Here is a 19946-nt window from a genome sequence, read left to right as displayed (position 1 = left end):
CGCTTTTATTGCGCTAGCTTGATTTTCATATATGGCCGCAAAGTCGAAAATGGAATGAGAAATTCGCGAATGCCAGCGGCATACGGGGCAATTTCGTATAGACCATAATAAACGACAATACCATCTTTCGTCATATAGTAAGGCTGGTCGTTCGGCATGTTTTGTACGACAGCAATCGCATTGTCAAAATATAGATCATCTTCTTTTTTAATTTGGGCGACGATTTCGTCCTTTATCACTTGTTTATAGTTCGTTCCTTTTTTAAATAAATCGCTCAGTTGCAACGATTTGCCTGTATGAAAATCAAAATTGTTTGGAACTTTCACAGTCATGCCGTGCGCCCCACCTGTATAGCTATATAACGTAACCGGAATGCTTAAAATGCCATGTTGGTTGTACGTCACTTCATAATTGCTGACTGCTGCATGCAATCGATATGGAAATCCTTCCTTTTTACTTATTGCCATATTTTCATGCGCTTCTTTTTCGACTTGGCGCTTTAAATCAAGTGATTCCTTTCGTAATAAACCGTTCACTTGGCGCTGAAACGATGGATTGACTGAACCTGATACGATCGGGATGTTTAAATCGACTTCCATTAGTTCATTTGTATATTTTATTTGCTTCGTTGTCACAGTAAGTGGGTGGCTGTACGCTGTCAATATAAATAACATCAACACCATCATCCATATGTTTCGTTGTTTAAGCAAAATTTTCACCTCGTTTGTTTTATCGAAAGTTTGCGTTCAAACAAACGAATTTATGCATTACTATCATTTCAACATTTGTTTCACTAACTCTCGATTTCGTTCCTTAAACGCTTCGTGATGTGAAGATACCATCGCATACGGATCGGCAGTGGGCTCTATGAATCTTTTTGCGCTATTGACTGCATTCGCTGCATCTTGGAACGCCCCGGTAAGCAAGTATAACTTCCCATCATATTTTGAAATATCGCCAGCCGCATATAAGCCAGGTACAGAACATTCCCCTTTTGCATTTGTTGCGATATAATATTCGTCTATCATTTGGATAGGCAGTTCACTGTTGGTAAGCAATGACGCATCCCGTTCATATCCATGGCTAATAATCACATCGTCCACATCGAGCTCGAATATATCACCTGTTTCTTGATTTGTCAGCACGACTCGCTTAATCGTTTCATGATCGGAGCTAGCAACGAATTTTGTAATGGACGTGTGGAAAAAGCAAGTCGCCGAACTATTTAATAATTGCGTCACTTGCGCTTCATGTCCTTTTAGCGACTCATTGCGATAAGTGACATATACTTTTTTCGCAACTGGTACGAGCTCATTCGCCCAATCAATTGCTGTATTTCCTCCACCCGAAATGATCACCGTTTTCTCTTTAAACTGTTTTAACGACTTCACCGTATAATGTAAATTTGTAATCTCAAACTTTTCTGCTCCTTCAATTTGAAGCTTTTGCGGTTTTAATATACCGCTTCCTACTGCAATAATGACCGTTTTCGATATATGTTGTTGTCCGGATGCTGTTTGTAAAACAAATATGCCGTCCTCTCTTCGCCGAATCGTTTCGACTTTTTCATTTAGCACAACGGTTGGGTTAAATGTCAGCGCTTGTTTGACAAGTTGCTCGCGTAATTTTTCTCCCGTGATCGGGACATGTCCGCCAACATCCCAAATCATTTTTTCCGGGTACACATGTAATTTTCCGCCTAACTGCGGCTGATACTCGATCAATTTCGTTTTCAATTCTCGAAGCCCACTATAAAACGTAGCATATAGCCCTGCCGGCCCGCCTCCAATAATCGTCACATCGTATAATTGTTCCATCGCTATCACCTTTTAAATTTGATTATCATTCTCATTTAAATATACATCTTTTTTCAAACTTTTACAATGTGTAAAAAGACAGGCCACTGCCTGCCTATTTTTTGCCTGTATAAATGAAAATCGCATCACGAAGAAACTCCGCCATTCCTGATTGTTTTTGATCGTAGTATGCTTTAAACCGCTCATCGTCAACGTACATTTGCGCCAATCGTGCATGCGCTTCTTTTGAGTAATGGTCCCAAAAATAGCCTAACCATTGACGATGCAATTCCGCTGCTTTTTGCGCAAGCTCTCCTGCTGGATCGCCCGTCAAAAACGCTTCATGCAATACGCGCAATACTTCTTCACCGAGCTTTGTCGCTTCTTCGTATTGTGCTTGCGTCATATTTTTTACTTTTTCGTTTGATTTGTTCACTTGCTCATCGCCATACTTTTCCCGAATTTCTTTGCCATATTTTCGTTCATTTTCGTCAATAAGCTGCTGTTTAAACGCCTCAAATTTTTCTTTGTCGCTCATGATGATTCTCCCTTCTTTCGCTAATAGCGTTTTTTCGACATTGGCGATTAACGCTTCTAACCGCCGCCGTTCTGCCAAGAGTTTTTCGCGATGTTGCTTTAACGCCTGTACGTCGTCAAATGACGGGGACATGATGATTTGCTTAATCGTTTCTAAATCCACCCCGAGTTCGCGATAAAACAAAATTTGTTGGAGCCGGTCTACCTCTTTTTGTCCGTATATGCGATAGCCTGATGCATTAACCCTTGCCGGTTTCAACAGACCGATTTCATCGTAATACCTTAGCGTTCGGCTCGTCACCCCCGCCAATTTCGCTAACTGTTGCACCGTATATTCCACCCAATCACCTCCTGACAATTTCACTATAAACGTTTACGTAACGTCAATGTAAAGCGAAAAAATAAAAAAATCTCGCCATAAAAGCGAGTGTTATTTGACTAACCCATGTTTAGATAGGCACGAACATGCGTCTCATCGACATGAAGAAGAACGATTTCTTCCATGATTAGTTTTTTTATAAACTCGAGTTCTTTTTCAAAGGCTGCTTGAAGCACTGGATCGCCTTTGACGAGCTTATAGGTCGGAAACGGAGATTTATGTGATCGAACCGTTGAAAAGTGGCTCAATTTTAGGTTATCAAATACACCATTTTTATATTTATGTGGTATAATATGGGCGATAATTTATTTTTTGATCTAAAGGAGGATCAGTGTTATGGGTGTTGCAATTCATACACCGAATTGTTCTGTAAGTAAGGGATACTCCAGTGGTTGGGGAGTAGGAGGGGGAGCAAGCTGCAGTGGTCCAGGCGCTAGTGTCTCTGCAAAAAGCAAATATGTAGGTGGAGAAGCGAAAGTATCTGTTGGGGAAGTTGAAGCGCATGCCAAAGCCAATAAAAAGGGGATTTCAATTGGTGGAGAGGCTACACTCCATAAATACTCATCAAGTATCGATATCAAGATCCCATTTACGAAGAAATCAATATCAATCAGTGGTTCTATAGGAGTAGGATCAATTGGAGCAAAATATGATATTAGTAAAACTAAAGTAAAAGCTTATACAGCCCTTGGTGTAGGCTTTGGTTGGGGAATTGAATTGAAAGGCTAGGTATCTGTATGATTATGAAAGATATTCTACCAATAGGTAGCGTAGTAAAATTAGATGGTATTAATTATTTGGTAATGATATATGGAAGAAATGTAGTGCAGTCTACTACAGGAAAACAATACGATTATGTAGGATGTCCTTATCCTCACGGATTTATCAATAATGCGTATAATATTTTCTTTAACAAGGACGCTATCGAAACATTGGTATTTAAAGGATATGAAAATCAAGAAGAGAAAATTCTGAGAACTAGCCTTTAAAGAATGCCGAAGGGAAGTTTACTTACGTAGCAGACTTCCCTTACTTAGTAATTATAATAATCATTCTTTGTAGCCTAAATAGTAAACTTCTTCGATATCATTAGCATTAAAAAATACATTATAATCATTAGAAGTAAAACCATCTGGATAAAAACAGCCTAGGTACCTATATTTCTTGTTATCTGTGCTTCGAGTGACGTTATTTCCATAAATCATTATTTTTTCATCTAGTTCCTTTAATTTAACTACTGTCCCTATAGGCAAAGAATTTTTATCGACTTCAGAGACGCTCCTAGTAGTTGCATTATTACAACCGGCCAAGATTACAAGAAGTAAAAACATAAAAGAAATTAGGATCTTTTGTGAATTCATTACTACATCCCCTTTCTGAAAATCTTATATACTTGATTATATTTTAAACATATATATATTAAAGTGAAAGGTTGTTTAATATTGAATATAACAAAATTTAAACTAGAACAAAATAAAATGTTCAATCTAAAAGTTCAAAGCTTTATAGGTAAGATATACTTCTTCTCCAAAATACTAAAGTCTCTTCAAAAAAGAGATGTGGTGGTAATTAAAAGAGAGAGAGGGATTCAAGACGGATATATCTTTTCGATCCTAATTGCAAGAAACAGCTATTTAGATAATAGTGAGCTAGTTATCAAAGATATCCAATTAAATAAAAATACAGTAAAAATTATATACGGCAACACTACATCAGAATCTACAAACAGTTTTTCTTATAAGGATATTAAGTATAATTATATTGCTTTTTATATTGAAAGTAGCGCAAAGTATATAGATATAGTTAATGAACAAGGAATCAAGATCCTAGAAAGTGAAGAAGTAGGGGATATTCGCAAATGGTAAGTGCAATCCCAAACAATTGATATATACATCCAAATTGGCATTTTAACCTCTGATTCACACAGCACACCCCATGCGGCGTAACACCTCATCCGGGTGTTGTAGAACGTACTGTTCAAAGCGAGTAATGGATTGGGCAATGTCATTTTGATCCTTGTGAAAAACGTTGGCAATCACTTCATCTTTCAACCACTTCCACAGCCGTTCAATCGGATTTAACTGTGGAGAATACGGTGGCAAAAAGATGAAATGAAAAGCATCGCCTTCCTCGCCATCAAGAAAGGCTTGCACCATCTTGGCATGATGAATACGCGCATTGTCCAACACAAGCACGAGGAATCGGTCTGTATATTTCTCTTTCAATCGGCGCAAAAAGTCGAGGAACGTTTCGGCATTGGCGGATGATGCGCGATGAAATACCACATCGCCTTGTTGAACATCGACGGCGCCAAAAATAGAAACGTGGGCGTGGTGACCGTAGCTCGGCACGTGTTTTTGATTTCCTACTTCTGCCCATGTCGTACGTAGCGCTTGATAGGCACGAACATGTGTCTCATCCACATAAAACAGCATGGCATTCTCGGTAATTAGTTTTTTTTTATAAATTCAAGTTCTCTTTGAAAAGCAGCTTGACGCTTAGCGTCTCCTTTGACGAGCTTATACGTCGGGCGTGTCCATGACAAACGCAAACGATGCAACAACTTGCGAATCCCTTCCCGTGACATGGAAACACCATAGGTTTGTTGAATGTAAGATTGTAAAATGCGCGTGTTCCATGACGAAGCGATGCCCCAGCCAGCATCCACAGGTGTAGTAGTTAACACGAGTTGTCTGATTTCTTGTTGTTGTTCTTCCGTAAGAAATGGCACGCGACCAGGTGGTAAGCGACGATCGAGTAGATGATCGAGCCCACCTTGATTAAATCGCGCAACGTAGAGGGCAACCGATTGACGGCATACGTTGACCATTTTCGCGACATCTTTACCGAGGTGACCTTCCATGACAAGACGAACAGCGGTCACCCGAACACGGAGGGAAGCATCTTTGATTTTCCGTTCTTGTTTCCGAAGGGTTCGAGGTGTCCAGCCGTGATCATTTGTGATTTTCAGACGTTTCATGCCAATTCCGCTCCTTTTGTATAGAAATATTTAGGAGCAGTATAGCCATGAAAAAAGGTGTTCATACAGAAGTCATGGTTTTAAGGTGCATGTATATAGCTTATCTAGCGGAGTACCGTCAATATATTCATAAAAGACAAACCTTATGTTATTTAGGTGGCCATTGGGTATAATAAATGTTTCAACAATAGTGGTTGAAAATAAACACTGCTCCAGCTTGGTAAGTAAATGGGGAGAATTATAAACATGTGATGCCATAGGATATTTATCATAGTGAATTTTCAACGTAAAGTCCGATGAGTTACTATCTGAAATTTTTACAATAAATGCATCATCGCTCCAACGAGGTTCTTTTAGTACACTACACTTGTATTCCGAGTAATTATTATCCTGTAACAATCTATATATTTGTATAATATCGGTCGTTTTAGGAACTTCTCGAATCAAAATGTCCTTTATTTTCATTAGCAAGTTTTTGTTTTCGTTAGTTAACATAACCCTTCTGCCTCCCTTTCATTAAAAAAATTTATATTTAAATCCACTTTATGTAAAACTATAACAAAAAAAATCAATACTTTTTAACATAAAATTATCAATAAAATATTAATATTAACTTAAAAGAAAAATATAACCATTAACTACGGCGTTACATCTCTCAAAACTCCACACGAGAAAATATTTCGGTTGAAAAAAACAAAAAGTTCGTTTATTCTGAATTTTATACAACAAAATAATAAGTTCACGCAACAGGTGGTTCACACATGCTGTGAATCTTAAAAGGGAAGTTTGGTGAAAGTCCAACACGGTCGCGCCACTGTGATGCAGAGCTGTTTATCACAATCCACTGTTTCATTTGAAATGGGAAGGAGATAAACAGCGATGAAGCTAAGTCAGGAGACCTGCCTGTTGTATGCACTTACGACCTACGCGTCATAGGGAGGAGTGAGGACATATGATGTTGAGGCACTTCACGTATCTCAATACGAGTTAGCTATGCCCTCCTTCTGTTTGGAAGGGGGTTTTTCTGCTTGATTGGGATAAAATGACTGGAGGTGCTTAACTTGTTCATCCGTAGTTCAAATGTAGGATATCCGCGTATTGGTGAGAAAAGAGAGTGGAAAAAAGCGTTAGAATCTTTTTGGAATGGGCAAATAAACGAAGAGCAATTCACAAAGACGATGGAAACGATTCGACTGGATTCCATTCGTAAACAGCTTGAGAAAGGAATTGATCTCATTCCAATCGGAGATTTTTCTTTATACGATCACGTGTTAGATACAGCATTTATGTTTGGATATATTCCTAAGCGATTTCAACAAATAGACGATCCTCTTGAGCAATATTTTGCGATGGCACGTGGAACGAATGGGCAACATGCGCTTGAAATGACGAAATGGTTTAATACAAATTATCACTACATTGTGCCTGAAATCGGGCAAACGAAGCCGAAATTAGTGGATAATCACCTATTGAAAGAATACAAGCTTGTAAAAGAAACATTCAATTTAGAAACAAAACCTGTATTGCTTGGCCCGATTACATTTCTTTTGCTTTCTAAGCAATACGCGCGACACGAGTGGCGCAAACATCTCGCACAATTAGTTCCTGTTTATGTGGAATTATTCAAACAACTAAGCGAAGCGGGCGTGTCATTCGTACAAATGGATGAACCGATTCTCGTGCAAGATATAGACGATGACATCATCGATGCATTTCATCATGTATACAACGTTTTTCACCGCGATATACCGAACATAAATATTATTTTACAAACATATTTTGATAGCGTATCGCATTATCGTGAAATCGTTGCTTTACCTGTCGCAGGCATTGGGCTTGATTTCGTGCATGACGATGGCGAGAACATGAAAAACATAAACACGTACGGATTTCCGAAAGATAAAATATTAGTTGCTGGTATTGTAGACGGTCGCAATGTATGGAAAAGCTCGCTTGCCCAAAAAGCGAAGCTCCTTCATCATTTAGCAGGCGTTTCTGAACAACTGATCATTCAACCGTCTTGCAGCTTAATACATGTCCCTGTCACAACAAAACATGAACATACGTTACCAACAGAACTTGCTAGTACTTTATCATTTGCGGATGAAAAATTAGATGAAATACGTATGTTGACAGAGCATATGAAAGGAAACGTAACGATCGACGAGCTAATCAAATACGATGAACAAACAACCGTTTATTTTTCCAAGTTCCGTCAATCTAAACAAACAGACGATATCACAACCGTTCCATTAAACCGAACATCTTACAGCGAAAGACAAAAAGCACAACGAACCCATTTGCAGCTTCCACTTTTGCCGACAACGACAATTGGCAGTTTTCCACAAACGAGCGACGTGCGCCAAGCTCGGATGAAGTGGAAAAAAGGCGAATGGAACGACAATCAATATAAGTCGTTTATAAAAAAAGAAATCGCAAAATGGATCGACATTCAAGAGCAACTTCAGCTCGATGTGCTTGTCCATGGCGAATTCGAGCGCACAGACATGGTCGAGTTTTTTGGCGAAAAACTACAAGGGATGGCATGCACAACAAACGGTTGGGTGCAATCATATGGATCACGTTGTGTGCGCCCACCTATTATTTTTAGCGATATTGCCTATCAACAACCGATGACCGTAGAAGAAACCGTGTATGCTCAGTCGCTGACGAATAAACCTGTTAAAGGAATGCTGACAGGTCCTGTAACCATTTTAAACTGGTCGTTCGTTCGCGACGATATTTCACGAAAACATGTGCTGATGCAGCTCGCCCTCGCCATTCGTGAGGAAGTATTGCAGTTAGAAAAGGAAGGCATACGCATCATTCAAGTCGATGAGCCAGCGTTACGGGAAGGATTGCCGCTTAAAAAAGAGAAACATGCATCATATTGGGAAGATGCCATCACGGCATTCCGTCTCGCTACCTCATCTGTGAAAAAGGAAACGCAAATTCATACACATATGTGCTATTCACAGTTTGAACATATGATGCATATTATTGATGAGCTTGATGCGGACGTCATTTCCATTGAATCGTCGCGAAGCCATGGCGAGCTTATTTCCGCGTTTGAGACATATGAATATAAAAAAGAAATTGGCTTAGGGGTGTATGACATTCATAGCCCGCGCATTCCGACAAAAGAAGAAATAAGCGAACAAATCGAACGGGCACTTCGCGTTCTTCGTCCAGAACAATTTTGGGTCAATCCTGATTGCGGATTAAAAACTCGAAAAGAAGAAGAAACGATTGCCGCACTTCAAGTGATGGTAGAGGCAGCACGCGAATACCGCGAGCGTCTTTTAGCGTACGGAGGGATGAAATCATGGAAGTAAGCGTCGAGCAGTCAAAAACGATTCAAACACGGCTCGTATTGCCTTCTGATACGAACCATCTCGGCACGATTTTTGGTGGTACCGTTTTAGCTTATATTGATGAAATTGCGGCAATATCCGCCATGCGCCATGCGCGAAAAGCAGTCGTCACCGTTTCGATCGACAAAGTTGACTTTATTTCGTCCGCAAAAGTTGGCGATATTTTAAAGCTTGAAGCATTCGTCTACTCGACCGGACGCACATCCATGAAAGTATTCGTCAAAGTCGAAACAGAAGATTTATTTACAGGCGAACATCACTTAACAACGACGTGCTTTTTAACGATGGTCGCCATCGATCAAAACAAAAAACCGACCCCTGTTCCAAAAGTTATCATTAGCGAACGGGAAGAACAAATCGTACAACTGTATCAGCAAAACAAACGAATCAACAAGGCATAGATATTGACACGAAAAAACCACACGCCCGATTACATATATCGTAATCTATGGCGTGTGGTTTTATCACTCTGTACAATTAGGAAAAAGTTGTTAAAAACTCTCTGCGCTCCACCTTGTTCACCTAGCTTGTTGCCAGATGGCTTACGAGAGGAATGGGTATGGACAAAACGGTCAGGGTCAGAAGATCGGGCAAATGGCTGTTGGAGCTGTTTTTTTCGTGCGTGCAGTATTTTTAGTTCATATCTTTCGTTTTGTTTTTTTCATGAATAAAAGAATTATGAGAAAACTGAGCAAAATAAGTGTAATCCATAAAGAAATGGAATAAGCCTTTTTAAATAGTTGAATAGTCCACACTGGTGCCCAAGCATCCTCCCCTATTAACCAATATGCGACTACATTTGAAATTCCAACACCTTCTGTACTTGGTTTGAGTGATTGATAATAATTGAGCGCTAAACTAATACTGCAAACTACGGATACAAAAAAAAGTACAGTAATTGTGATAAGAAGTGTTTTAAATAAATCTTTTGTTCTTCTATAGAATAAATAAGTAAAAATTGAAAAAATAATTAACAAAATGTAATAAAAATAAAGTTCTGGATTAAACATAATTTCACTCCCGTTGAAAAACCTAAAGGAAGTAAGTGCATCCTCCCTTTAAGATTTTTTAATTATTTTTCTTCTTTTTCTTTCTTAACATCTTCTATAGGTACCGTCAAGAATTTTGTGTAATGTAAAATAGATAGGGTATCCCTGAAATAGATTTAGAATAGAGGGGAGACTGGTTTCCTCCACACAAGAGACTGAATATTCAGTCTCTTGTGTGGAAAGGGAGAATCCCCTTATCTCATTTATTTACATTATTTGGTTAATTGTAACATTCTTCAAACATTCGTTGATAGTAGCCGTTTCTCATATTGGATGTGTCCGCCTGTTCGATTTCGAGGAAATGTTTGATTTCTTCCCGCATAATCAGCTCTAATTTTTCCCTCACAAACTGACGAACGACACTTTCCAGTTGATTTGCCCAGTCTACATTCGGTACACTTTTAGACATGGGTAGGGTTCTCCTTTCTCTAAGATTTTTGGTCCAATCAGAGAATACCCTACCTTTTTTCTTTTGTTCTAGCAAAATGCTTTACACAAAATTTTATACATCATCAAAAAATTGTTGGCATAAAAATTCGCCAACACTTTTATTGAATATATAACTTTATTTTTCAGTATGCGACTTTATTTTCCGCAGATAATAGAAAAAACAAAAGCCTGCTGGATTCACCAACAGGCTTTCAGTTCCCGACTTTTTTGTTCGGTACCTAACTTTTTTGTCAAGTACCCGACTTTTTTGTCATTCAACAACCATGACGTGTGTTTTTTAAGCTTTATTCCACCGTTACAGACTTCGCTAAGTTGCGTGGTTTGTCGACATCGCAACCGCGATGTAGTGCCGCATAGTAAGCAATGAGCTGCAATGGAACGACAGATGCAAGTGGCGTAAGCATTGGATGAACAGCTGGAATGACGAAACGGTCGTCCTCCATGTCTAATCCTTTCATGGAAATGATGCACGGATTTGCACCGCGAGCGACAACTTCTTTGACGTTACCGCGAATGCTTAAATTCACATGTTCTTGTGTCGCAAGTGCGATGACCGGTGTACCTTTTTCAATTAACGCAATTGTGCCGTGCTTCAATTCCCCGCCTGCAAAACCTTCTGCCTGAATGTAAGAAATTTCTTTTAGCTTTAGCGCGCCTTCTAATACAACATAATAGTCGACCGCGCGACCGATAAAGAAGCAGTTGCGTGTTGTCGCTAAATATTCGCGTGCGATGTTTTCCATTTCATGTTTTGCATCACAAAGTGTTTCCATCGCATTCGCTACAATACCAAGTTCTTTTGTTACGTCAACATTCAATTCGATGCCTTTTGCTTTTGCAGCCACCGCAGCCAGCATCGCAAGCACTGCAATTTGTGCTGTATATGCCTTCGTTGAAGCAACAGCGATTTCTGGTCCAGCATGAAGAAGAAGCGTATAATCTGCTTCGCGCGATAATGTCGAACCTGGCACGTTCGTAATCGTTAATGATTTATAACCAAGCTCCTTCGTGCGCACGAGCACCGCGCGGCTATCTGCCGTCTCCCCGCTTTGTGAAATATAAATAAAGAGCGGTTTTTCCGATAAAAGCGGCATATTGTATGAAAATTCGCTTGCAATGTGCACTTCAACAGGGATTTTCGCCCAGTTTTCGATCAATTGCTTACCGACTAAACCAGCATGATAGCTCGTGCCGCACGCGACGATATATAAGCGATCCGCTTCATTAATCGCTTGCACAATGTCTTCATCAATCGCTAGTTCACCTTGTTCGTTGCGATATTTTTCAATTAAACGGCGAATGACAAGCGGCTGTTCATCAATCTCTTTTAACATATAGTACGGATACGTTCCTTTTTCAATGTCGCTTGCATCCAACTCCGCTACATATGGCGCGCGCTCTACGACTTCACCATTTAACTTTTTAATCGTTACACTTTCTTTTGTGACGATGACGATTTCTTTATCCATTAACTCGACATATTCGTTTGTCACTTGCAGCATCGCTAATGCATCGCTTGCGACAACGTTGAACCCTTTGCCTAATCCAGCTAAAAGCGGGCTTTTATTTTTCGCCGCGTAAATGACGCCATCATTTTCTGCATCAATTAAAGCGATCGCATAGGAACCTTTTAAGAGCGAAAGCGTCTTACGAAACGCTTCTTCTACCGCCAATCCGTCGTTCACGAATGTTTCAATTAACTGCACAATGACTTCTGTATCTGTATCGCTTTTAAACGACACGTGTGCTAAATAATCACGTTTTAGCAATTCGTAGTTTTCGATTACACCATTATGCACAAGGGTAAAGCGACCAGATGCGCTTTGGTGTGGATGGGCGTTGACGCGGTTTGGCACACCGTGTGTCGCCCAACGTGTATGACCGATGCCAAGCGGCGCGTCTACATCTTCTGCGACAATGGCACGTAAATCTGCAATGCGTCCTTTTTCTTTAAACACATGTACACCTTGTTCGTTTAATAACGCAATACCTGCAGAGTCATATCCGCGATACTCTAATTTCTCTAGTCCGTACAATAAAATTTCCTTTGATGGTTGTTCACCAATATAACCAACAATTCCGCACATAACAAGTCCTCCCTAATAATAGGGGCAAGAAGGGGCTCTTGCCCCTTGATTCGTATGTGCGATGAACGTTCTTTCCTTTGTGCAAAGAGTCGCCTCTTTGTTTTAAGAAAGAACTTGCGGCTGTCATCGCTTCAGCCGGGAGGCATCCGCCGAACACTCGATAAACCTCCTCCTCGTCAACTAAGCTTTCTTCCCGTCCAAAGCTTAGTCCAGGCGCTTTAATAACTGTTGTTTTCCGCTACCCTCCTTTCACGTAAGATGTCAAACAACAATAGTTTACAACAACAAAGAGGCAAACGTCAATGTGTATCGCTTACCCCTGTATAAACAAAATATGCATAAATGGAATAAACCGTTCCATTTATGCATATCGTTTACCGAAAACATTATTGTGCGCCAAAGCGCTCACGAATAACGGCTGCAATTCGCTCAACGTATTGATCACAAAGCTCGTTTGTCGGCGCTTCTGCCATCACGCGAACGAGCGGTTCCGTACCAGACGGACGAACGAGGATGCGGCCGTTTCCAGCCATTTCTTCTTCTACCTCACGAATGACGCGTTGTACTTCTTCGCTTGCGATTGCTTCATGTTTATCCGTTACTTTTACGTTCACTAATTTTTGTGGGTATTTTTTCATTTCCCCCGCTAGCTCAGAAAGCGGCTTTTTCGTTACTTTCATAATGTTGACAAGCTGTAGCGCTGTCAATAACCCATCTCCTGTTGTGTTGTAATCAAGGAAAATAATATGCCCTGATTGTTCTCCACCTAAATTGTATCCGTTCTTTTTCATTTCTTCGACGACATAACGGTCACCAACGGCTGTTTGCACACTTTTGATCCCTTGCGCTTCAAGCGCTTTATAAAAACCAAGGTTGCTCATGACGGTTGAGACGACCGTTTGATGTTTTAAACGCCCTTGTTCATTTAAATATTTTGCGCAAATGTACATAATTTGGTCACCGTCAACAATTTCACCGTTTTCATCAACCGCAATTAATCGGTCGCCATCTCCATCAAACGCTAACCCTACATCTGCCCCTTTTTCCTTCACAAATGCAGCTAACGCCTCCGGATGTGTTGAGCCGACACCTTCGTTAATATTTAACCCGTTCGGTGAAGCTCCCATTGTCGACACATCGGCATCTAAATCAGCAAATAAATGCGTCGCTAATGACGATGTTGCACCGTGTGCGCAATCAAGCGCTACGTGAATGCCTGAAAAATCTTCATCTACTGTTTGCTTTAAATATTGTAAATATTTTTGTCCGCCTTCAAAGTAGTCGTTTACTTGCCCTAAATCTTTGCCGATTGGACGTGGCAACGTATCTTCTTCGCTATCGAGAAGAGCTTCAATTTCTTGTTCTTGTTCATCGGAAAGCTTAAAGCCATCTGGACCAAAAAACTTAATGCCGTTATCTTGAACAGGGTTATGCGAAGCGGAGATCATGACCCCCGCTTGCGCCCCTAATACTTTTGTTAAATAGGCTACACCTGGTGTGGAAATCACGCCAAGGCGCATAACTTCTGCTCCGATGGAGAGCAGTCCAGCTACAAGCGCTCCTTCCAGCATATGACCAGAAATGCGCGTATCGCGCCCGATTAGCACTTTCGGACGTTCTTTATCTTTTGTTAATACGTAGCCACCAAAACGGCCAATTTTAAAAGCTAATTCTGGCGTTAATTCGCTATTGGCAATCCCTCGCACACCGTCTGTTCCAAAATACTTACCCATGCTATCGCTCCTTTTATAGTTACTCATTTCTTGTGATACGAATCGTTGCTTCTTTTTGTGGTAGTCTCCATCGAACATTTTGAGGTCCATTGACTTCAATTGGAACGTCATGTTCTCCAATGCCTAATTCACTAACGTTTAAGTATACCTCAATATCTTTCAACTGAATAGCATTCAGTACACTTTGAGCTCCTAAAGCAGTTAGGGCAATATTTCCATCGGCAGGATCGATAAATTCTGCCTTGTACGCATCATTTAGTCCAATCATTTCAATTGGAACTTGACCAAACGTTCTCTCTTTTTCTTGCTCCACTTCAATTAAAATTGTAACTTTCGCTGGATCTACAGCTTTTACTCCTTTTGGTACAGGCACATCAACTTGTAAAGTTGTATTGCCTGTAATATCGCTTAAATCGACTTCAATGCCGCTAATAAATTCGATGTCGTCAATTTTTGCTTTTTGCCCAAAAATTGTCACTTCGCTCGGAATCACTTCCATTTTACTAATGCTTAATCCTTCCCGTAGCGTTCCTTTTCGATCAATTTTTAATGGAACTGTTTTGCTTGGACTTTTAATTGGCACAGTAATGTCAACAATAGACGGTTCCACATCAAGAGGCAACACATTTCCTTCTTTGTCATACACCGTCACTTTCGACTCTCGCTCAATCGTTTCTTCGACTCCTTTTAAGTCAACACGTGCCTTTACTAACGCAACTTTGTCAATTAGCGTTTTTGCCCCTGTCACTTTCACAATATTTGGCTTCACAATTGGTTGTTCCGGTGAATAACCGTCTGCAATTTGTGATTTATTAATAAAATCGACTTCCACAGAAAAATCTTTTGACACACGCTCATCAATCGTCACAGTAATTGTCGCTGGATCAATAGTAACGCGTAACTTTTCAGAAATATTTCGGTATTTCAAAGGAACTGTATGCTTACCAATTGGCAGTTTAGATAAATCAACATATACTTCAAAATCTCGTTGCAGCTTCGTTGGCGTAACGATGCTTTTCGGCCCCTCAAGCATGACGTTCACCGATTGTGGGATACCAGAAACAACAAGGTTTTCTTGATCGTAATATGCGACGACGGGAACGTCCGTCACTGTTTCGACATCGGTTTGACCGACCGTATTTCTTGACGTGCTGTTTGATTGTGTTTCAATATTCACCGAAACGTAAATCATAAGCGCTAGCAACAAAGAAAAAATGCGTATAAACCATGGGCTATTCATCCATTTATCCACTTTTTTTCGCCCTCCACTGCCAACGAGATGAAGAAGTTGTCTTCGGTTGAACGAGCTCTTTCGTCAGCAATTCTCGCAATACATCTAACTTTAAGTCGCGGTAAAGCTCCCCATTTTTCGTGACAGAAACCGCTCCCGTTTCCTCAGACACAACGACGGTAATGCTGTCTGTCACTTCACTAATACCTAACGCAGCGCGATGCCTTGTGCCAAGTTCTTTAGAAATAAACGGGCTTTCCGACAGCGGCAAATAACAAGATGCGGCAGCAATTTGATTTTTTTGAATAATGACAGCCCCATCGTGAAGCGGGGTATTCGGAATAAAAATGTTAATCAGTAGCTCTGATGAAACATGTGCTTGTAACGGAATGCCAGTTTCAATATAATCGCCCATTCCTGTTTCTCTTTCAATAGAAATAAGAGCTCCAATTCGCCGTTTGGCCATATACTCTGTTGCTTTTATAATAGCCTCGATCATATGCGTTTGTTCTTCCTCTTCAGGCGTCGTGCTTCGCGAAAACAATTTGCCCCTTCCGAGCTGTTCGAGCGCTCGGCGTAGCTCCGGTTGAAAAATGATAATAATAGCTAAAAAACCCCATGTGATCGCTTGATCCATCAACCATTGCAATGTGCTTAATCCGATAAAGCTACTTACAATTCGGACGAGAATGATGACAATAATTCCTTTAAGCAGTTGTATGGCCTTCGTACCGCGCACAACCATAATCAGCTTGTAAATGACGAACCAGACAACGAGAATGTCTACAAACTTAATGAGGTAATTTACAAATGTCGGGAGCTCTCCAAATGGCATTCTTACACTTCCTTCACTCATTCTAATTGCTCTCACATGTAAAAAAGCCATCAATATGGATGGCTATTTCGTTAATGTTTTGGCGATATTGTAACCGACTCTTTTTACATTATACCAAATCCAATCAAATACTTCATTAACTTCTTCAATTTGTCCGGTAACTTCGCCAGCAGAAGCTAAATATTTATGGCCGTTAATGACCGTCACATTGCCGTGCACTTCTCCTTCAATTTTAATATCGCCGTTTCGGACAACAATATCCCCTTCAACAACTTTGCCTTCTGGTACGATGACCGTATGATTTTGAACAATTAAATATTCTTGTTTAGAAAACGAAAATTCATTATCCTCTTGCCAAACTGCCCATAAACTGCTCGTGCTTAGCAACAGGAACAACGAGGCAGCAGTCAAAAACGGATGATGAGTAAACCATCGTTTCCAACGCACACGCCGTTTTTCACGAGGTAAATTATACATCACTTTTTTAACGAAATCGTCTGAAGGGGTAAAGTGGGAGACATTTTCGACAAACGCCACCGTTTTTTCCAATGCATAAAAATGCTCTCGACATGCTTCACATTGTTGAATATGGCTGCGCAATCGTTGCTCTTCTTCTTTTTGAATGTCTCCGTCTAAGTAATCATGCATCCATTGAACGATTTTTTCAGAGCATGGCATCTGTCTCACTCCTTTTCCATCATAAATGGCCTAAATGTTTACGCAATGCTTCACGACCACGATGAATACGCGTTTTCACTGTACCAATTGGCAAATTTAAAATGTCACTAATTTCTTGCAGTGATAGCTCGTCAATATATTTTAAGACGATGACAGTGCGATATTTTTCTGGTAGCTTTAAAATCGCTTCTTGTACCATTTGTTGTAACTCTAAGCTTTCTAACGCATCTTCCGGAGAAGCTCCTTCATCTGCAAGCTGCGAGTACATCGTTAACCCGTCTGTCCCTGACACTTCTGCATCTAAATAAACATCGGGCTTTTTTTTACGCATGCGATCAATCGATAAATTCGTCGCAATGCGATATAACCAAGAAGAAAACTTCATTGTCGGATCGTATGTATGAATGTTGACATACGCCCGAATGAACGCTTCTTGTGCAGCATCTTCTGCTTCATGACGATTTCCTAACATGCGATAGCACAGTTGATAAATTTTATCCTTGTACATTTCGACAATATCTGCAAACGCGCTTTGATCTCCTTTTTTAATCGCTTTAATGCGTTGTTTAATAAACATGTCCATTCCATATTTACCTCCGCATGGGGGCTACTATTTTATACGAATAACATAAAGCAAAGTTCCATAAATCGCAACGAATATGTTAATATTTTTAAAAAAAATGGAGAGGGGCATCATGCCACCTCTCATACAAGCTTCTCACCAAACAACGATCCCATTAAAGCAACAGCGGTTGCGGCTGTTTTATTCCGCTCATCTAAAATCGGATTGACTTCAACAAATTCCGCTGAAGTGATGATTTGAGCTTCAGCTAACATTTCCATCGCTAAATGGCTTTCACGATATGTCAGTCCACCAATTACCGGTGTGCCAACTCCCGGTGCATCATGTGGATCGAGACCATCTAAGTCAAGAGACAAGTGGACACCGTCTGTCCGCTCTTTTAAATAGGCGATTGTCTCTTCCATCACTTTTGTCATGCCTAGACGATCGACTTCATGCATCGTATATATTTTAATTCCTTTTTCTTTAATTAATTGTTTTTCCCCTTCATCAAGTGCACGAGCACCGATAATTACAATGTTTTCTGGCTTCACTTTTGGACTATATCCACCGATCATCGTTAAAGCCGGATGGCCAAGCCCTAAACTTGCAGCGAGCGGCATACCGTGAATATTTCCAGAAGGCGACGTTTCCTCCGTATTCAAATCCCCATGCGCATCATACCAAATAACACCTAAGTTTTTATAATGTTTAGCTACTCCTGCAAGCGTCCCGATCGCAATACTATGATCGCCACCAAGTACAAGCGGGAAACGACCTCTTGTTACAACTTCATCGACCGCAGAAGCAAGTTTTTCATTTGCTTCAGCAACCGCTTTCAAATTTCTTAATTTTGGATTCGTCACATCTTGGACGCGCTCAGCACGACCAATTTGAATATCTCCTAAATCTTCAATATCATGATTTAAGCTTTCTAAACGTTCCACTACGCCAGCATAACGAATGGCGCTTGGCCCCATATCAACACCGCGGCGTGTTTGTCCTAAATCCATTGGCACTCCAATAATCGAAATGTTCATCTCGATCTCCTCCCCTCGTTGCATCTGTTGTTTATTGTACATGAGGAGAAACAGTTGGCTCAACTCGACAACTTTTTGAATATTTATTCTATGAAAAACAGAAAAAAACCTTAGGTATATTCCCTAAGGTTTCGATAAGATGGAGCCTATCGGGATCGAACCGATGACCTCCTGCGTGCAAAGCAGGCGCTCTCCCAGCTGAGCTAAGGCCCCATGGAGCGGAAGACGGGACTCGAACCCGCGACCCCCACCTTGGCAAGGTGGTGTTCTACCACTGAACTACTTCCGCAAACAGTGAGCCATGGAGGACTCGAACCTCCGACCCTCTGATTAAAAGTCAGATGCTCTACCTGCTGAGCTAATGGCTCATTAATAAATTAAAAAACCTTATTCGATTTTGCTTTACCTGTCCCTTCCTCTACTAGCACACTCAAGATGTCAAGTGCGTCGGGACAACTCGTAACATATTCGAAGAAGTTTTGCTCGTTGCTGAGCTAATGGCTCATTATATTAATGGCTGGGCTAGCTGGATTCGAACCAGCGCATCACGGAGTCAAAGTCCGTTGCCTTACCGCTTGGCTATAGCCCATCAATTAAAAACAATCATGGTGGAGGGGGACGGATTCGAACCGCCGAACCCAAAGGGAGCGGATTTACAGTCCGCCGCGTTTAGCCACTTCGCTACCCCTCCGCTAGATGGTGCCGGCTGCAGGACTTGAACCCGCAACCTACTGATTACAAGTCAGTTGCTCTACCAATTGAGCTAAGCCGGCATATGGTGGAGGATGACGGGATCGAACCGCCGACCCCTTGCTTGTAAGGCAAGTGCTCTCCCAGCTGAGCTAATCCTCCAAAAGATGACCCGTACGGGATTCGAACCCGTGTTACCGCCGTGAAAGGGCGGTGTCTTAACCACTTGACCAACGGGCCAACATACGACACACAAGCTTCCAACCGGGCTTGAACCGGTGACCTCTTCCTTACCATGGAAGTGCTCTACCAACTGAGCTATGGAAGCACTGGCTCCGCAGGTAGGATTCGAACCTACGACCGCTCGGTTAACAGCCGAGTGCTCTACCACTGAGCTACTGCGGAATAATCGTAAAAGTGATTTATGCATTATCTTGCCCGGCAACGTCCTACTCTCGCAGGCGGTGTCCCGCCAACTACCATCGGCGCTGGAGAGCTTAACTTCCGTGTTCGGGATGGGAACGG

General features: G+C 41.0%; 19 protein-coding genes, 10 tRNA genes, 1 rRNA gene, 1 pseudogene and 1 riboswitch. Of the genes and pseudogenes, 5 read left to right on the top strand and 26 right to left on the bottom strand.

The window, feature by feature from the left end; all coding sequences use genetic code 11:
- Window positions 1–5 precede the first annotated feature (5 nt).
- The 3 genes from EKC99_RS12485 to EKC99_RS12475 all read right to left on the bottom strand — a co-directional run bounded on the left by EKC99_RS12485 (window position 6) and on the right by EKC99_RS12475 (window position 2673).
- On the bottom strand, window positions 6–719 hold the full coding sequence (locus EKC99_RS12485) for a DUF3298 and DUF4163 domain-containing protein (protein WP_240468875.1): 714 nt from the start codon (window positions 717–719) through the stop codon (window positions 6–8).
- A gap of 54 nt (window positions 720–773) precedes the next feature.
- The gene (locus EKC99_RS12480) at window positions 774–1817 is read right to left on the bottom strand and encodes an NAD(P)/FAD-dependent oxidoreductase (protein WP_483296101.1); all 1044 of its coding nucleotides are present in this window, start codon (window positions 1815–1817) and stop codon (window positions 774–776) included.
- Window positions 1818–1911: 94 nt separating this feature from the next.
- A complete protein-coding gene (locus tag EKC99_RS12475; protein ID WP_240468874.1) occupies window positions 1912–2673 on the bottom strand; it encodes a MerR family transcriptional regulator in 762 nt (253 codons plus the stop codon).
- Between the two features lie 375 nt (window positions 2674–3048).
- On the opposite strand from EKC99_RS12475, the gene EKC99_RS12465 reads away from it, so the two are divergent.
- Window positions 3049–3441, top strand: a complete 393-nt coding sequence (locus EKC99_RS12465; protein ID WP_055442025.1) for a hypothetical protein — start codon at window positions 3049–3051, stop codon at window positions 3439–3441.
- An 8-nt stretch (window positions 3442–3449) separates the two neighbouring features.
- On the top strand, window positions 3450–3701 hold the full coding sequence (locus EKC99_RS12460) for a DUF4176 domain-containing protein (protein WP_055442026.1): 252 nt from the start codon (window positions 3450–3452) through the stop codon (window positions 3699–3701).
- Between the two features lie 60 nt (window positions 3702–3761).
- Here EKC99_RS12460 and EKC99_RS12455 read toward each other — a convergent pair whose 3' ends face one another.
- On the bottom strand, window positions 3762–4073 hold the full coding sequence (locus EKC99_RS12455) for a DUF4176 domain-containing protein (RefSeq protein ID WP_055442027.1): 312 nt from the start codon (window positions 4071–4073) through the stop codon (window positions 3762–3764).
- Window positions 4074–4154: 81 nt separating this feature from the next.
- Here EKC99_RS12455 and EKC99_RS12450 point away from each other — a divergent pair, with 81 nt between their 5' ends.
- Window positions 4155–4577: a hypothetical protein gene (locus tag EKC99_RS12450; protein ID WP_035020725.1), complete on the top strand. Its 423-nt coding sequence runs from the start codon at window positions 4155–4157 to the stop codon at window positions 4575–4577.
- Window positions 4578–4631: 54 nt separating this feature from the next.
- Here the strand turns inward: EKC99_RS12450 and EKC99_RS12445 are convergent, their stop codons facing one another.
- On the bottom strand, window positions 4632–5135 hold the full coding sequence (locus EKC99_RS12445; RefSeq protein ID WP_240468873.1) for an IS630 family transposase: 504 nt from the start codon (window positions 5133–5135) through the stop codon (window positions 4632–4634).
- 26 nt (window positions 5136–5161) lie between these two features.
- Entirely contained in the window at window positions 5162–5692 is a 531-nt protein-coding gene (locus EKC99_RS12440) for a winged helix-turn-helix domain-containing protein (protein WP_006322879.1), read from the bottom strand.
- Between the two features lie 731 nt (window positions 5693–6423).
- Window positions 6424–6613: riboswitch (cobalamin riboswitch) on the top strand.
- Between the two features lie 140 nt (window positions 6614–6753).
- Here EKC99_RS12440 and metE point away from each other — a divergent pair.
- Window positions 6754–9027: a 5-methyltetrahydropteroyltriglutamate--homocysteine S-methyltransferase gene (gene metE, locus EKC99_RS12435; protein ID WP_163152133.1), complete on the top strand. Its 2274-nt coding sequence runs from the start codon at window positions 6754–6756 to the stop codon at window positions 9025–9027.
- Window positions 9018–9467 (top strand): acyl-CoA thioesterase, encoded by a 450-nt coding sequence (locus EKC99_RS12430; protein ID WP_085789527.1) that lies wholly within the window; start codon window positions 9018–9020, stop codon window positions 9465–9467. The genes metE and EKC99_RS12430 overlap by 10 nt, the downstream gene beginning before the upstream one ends.
- Window positions 9468–9704: 237 nt before the next feature.
- Here the strand turns inward: EKC99_RS12430 and EKC99_RS12425 are convergent, their stop codons facing one another.
- The 20 genes and pseudogenes from EKC99_RS12425 to rrf form a co-directional block, all read right to left on the bottom strand.
- Window positions 9705–10076, bottom strand: a complete 372-nt coding sequence (locus tag EKC99_RS12425; RefSeq protein ID WP_163152131.1) for a hypothetical protein — start codon at window positions 10074–10076, stop codon at window positions 9705–9707.
- A 265-nt stretch (window positions 10077–10341) separates the two neighbouring features.
- Window positions 10342–10524, bottom strand: a pseudogene (locus EKC99_RS12420) (IS256 family transposase); the annotation flags it as partial.
- 325 nt (window positions 10525–10849) lie between these two features.
- Window positions 10850–12652, bottom strand: coding sequence for a glutamine--fructose-6-phosphate transaminase (isomerizing) (glmS, locus tag EKC99_RS12415; RefSeq protein WP_163152129.1), 1803 nt, complete (start codon window positions 12650–12652; stop codon window positions 10850–10852).
- 386 nt (window positions 12653–13038) lie between these two features.
- On the bottom strand, window positions 13039–14385 hold the full coding sequence (gene glmM, locus EKC99_RS12410) for a phosphoglucosamine mutase (protein WP_163152127.1): 1347 nt from the start codon (window positions 14383–14385) through the stop codon (window positions 13039–13041).
- A 19-nt stretch (window positions 14386–14404) separates the two neighbouring features.
- On the bottom strand, window positions 14405–15637 hold the full coding sequence (locus EKC99_RS12405; RefSeq protein ID WP_009362623.1) for a CdaR family protein: 1233 nt from the start codon (window positions 15635–15637) through the stop codon (window positions 14405–14407).
- Window positions 15630–16451, bottom strand: coding sequence for a diadenylate cyclase CdaA (gene cdaA / locus EKC99_RS12400; protein ID WP_026011443.1), 822 nt, complete (start codon window positions 16449–16451; stop codon window positions 15630–15632). Before cdaA ends, EKC99_RS12405 begins: the two co-directional genes overlap by 8 nt.
- 63 nt (window positions 16452–16514) lie before the next feature.
- Entirely contained in the window at window positions 16515–17129 is a 615-nt protein-coding gene (locus EKC99_RS12395) for an anti-sigma factor family protein (protein WP_163152125.1), read from the bottom strand.
- A gap of 19 nt (window positions 17130–17148) precedes the next feature.
- Entirely contained in the window at window positions 17149–17712 is a 564-nt protein-coding gene (gene sigW, locus EKC99_RS12390; RefSeq protein ID WP_009362620.1) for an RNA polymerase sigma factor SigW, read from the bottom strand.
- Window positions 17713–17834: 122 nt separating this feature from the next.
- Window positions 17835–18731: an arginase gene (gene rocF / locus EKC99_RS12385; protein ID WP_009362619.1), complete on the bottom strand. Its 897-nt coding sequence runs from the start codon at window positions 18729–18731 to the stop codon at window positions 17835–17837.
- A 140-nt stretch (window positions 18732–18871) separates the two neighbouring features.
- Window positions 18872–18944 (bottom strand) — tRNA-Ala (locus EKC99_RS12380).
- Window position 18945: 1 nt separating this feature from the next.
- Window positions 18946–19020: transfer RNA gene (locus tag EKC99_RS12375), tRNA-Gly, on the bottom strand.
- A gap of 6 nt (window positions 19021–19026) precedes the next feature.
- Window positions 19027–19099, bottom strand: a tRNA-Lys gene (locus tag EKC99_RS12370).
- A 146-nt stretch (window positions 19100–19245) separates the two neighbouring features.
- Window positions 19246–19320: transfer RNA gene (locus EKC99_RS12365), tRNA-Gln, on the bottom strand.
- A 17-nt stretch (window positions 19321–19337) separates the two neighbouring features.
- Window positions 19338–19422 (bottom strand) — tRNA-Tyr (locus EKC99_RS12360).
- A 6-nt stretch (window positions 19423–19428) separates the two neighbouring features.
- Window positions 19429–19504: transfer RNA gene (locus EKC99_RS12355), tRNA-Thr, on the bottom strand.
- Window positions 19505–19507: 3 nt separating this feature from the next.
- Window positions 19508–19583, bottom strand: a tRNA-Val gene (locus EKC99_RS12350).
- Window positions 19584–19589: 6 nt separating this feature from the next.
- A tRNA-Glu gene (locus tag EKC99_RS12345) sits at window positions 19590–19661 on the bottom strand.
- Window positions 19662–19676: 15 nt separating this feature from the next.
- A tRNA-Thr gene (locus EKC99_RS12340) sits at window positions 19677–19749 on the bottom strand.
- Between the two features lie 2 nt (window positions 19750–19751).
- A tRNA-Asn gene (locus EKC99_RS12335) sits at window positions 19752–19826 on the bottom strand.
- 31 nt (window positions 19827–19857) lie between these two features.
- Window positions 19858–19946, bottom strand: a 5S ribosomal RNA gene (gene rrf, locus EKC99_RS12330); the annotation flags it as partial.

Source organism: Anoxybacillus sp. MB8 (assembly GCF_011006755.1).
Lineage (GTDB): Bacteria > Bacillota > Bacilli > Bacillales > Anoxybacillaceae > Anoxybacillus > Anoxybacillus gonensis.
Note: the sequence above shows the minus strand (reverse complement) of the source record. Positions and strands in the feature narration are given on the sequence as shown.

What these genes read in the sequence shown, in the direction of transcription:
- rocF (WP_009362619.1), bottom strand. Translation starts at nt 18,731, where the DNA reads ATGAACATTTCGATTATTGGAGTGCCAATGGATTTAGGACAAACACGC.
- EKC99_RS12425 (WP_163152131.1), bottom strand. Translation starts at nt 10,076, where the DNA reads ATGTTTAATCCAGAACTTTATTTTTATTACATTTTGTTAATTATTTTT.
- EKC99_RS12395 (WP_163152125.1), bottom strand. Translation starts at nt 17,129, where the DNA reads ATGCCATGCTCTGAAAAAATCGTTCAATGGATGCATGATTACTTAGAC.
- glmS (WP_163152129.1), bottom strand. Translation starts at nt 12,652, where the DNA reads ATGTGCGGAATTGTTGGTTATATTGGTGAACAACCATCAAAGGAAATT.
- EKC99_RS12460 (WP_055442026.1), top strand. Translation starts at nt 3,450, where the DNA reads ATGATTATGAAAGATATTCTACCAATAGGTAGCGTAGTAAAATTAGAT.
- EKC99_RS12430 (WP_085789527.1), top strand. Translation starts at nt 9,018, where the DNA reads ATGGAAGTAAGCGTCGAGCAGTCAAAAACGATTCAAACACGGCTCGTA.
- sigW (WP_009362620.1), bottom strand. Translation starts at nt 17,712, where the DNA reads ATGGACATGTTTATTAAACAACGCATTAAAGCGATTAAAAAAGGAGAT.
- glmM (WP_163152127.1), bottom strand. Translation starts at nt 14,385, where the DNA reads ATGGGTAAGTATTTTGGAACAGACGGTGTGCGAGGGATTGCCAATAGC.
- cdaA (WP_026011443.1), bottom strand. Translation starts at nt 16,451, where the DNA reads ATGCCATTTGGAGAGCTCCCGACATTTGTAAATTACCTCATTAAGTTT.
- EKC99_RS12455 (WP_055442027.1), bottom strand. Translation starts at nt 4,073, where the DNA reads ATGAATTCACAAAAGATCCTAATTTCTTTTATGTTTTTACTTCTTGTA.
- EKC99_RS12480 (WP_483296101.1), bottom strand. Translation starts at nt 1,817, where the DNA reads ATGGAACAATTATACGATGTGACGATTATTGGAGGCGGGCCGGCAGGG.
- EKC99_RS12440 (WP_006322879.1), bottom strand. Translation starts at nt 5,692, where the DNA reads ATGAAACGTCTGAAAATCACAAATGATCACGGCTGGACACCTCGAACC.
- EKC99_RS12465 (WP_055442025.1), top strand. Translation starts at nt 3,049, where the DNA reads ATGGGTGTTGCAATTCATACACCGAATTGTTCTGTAAGTAAGGGATAC.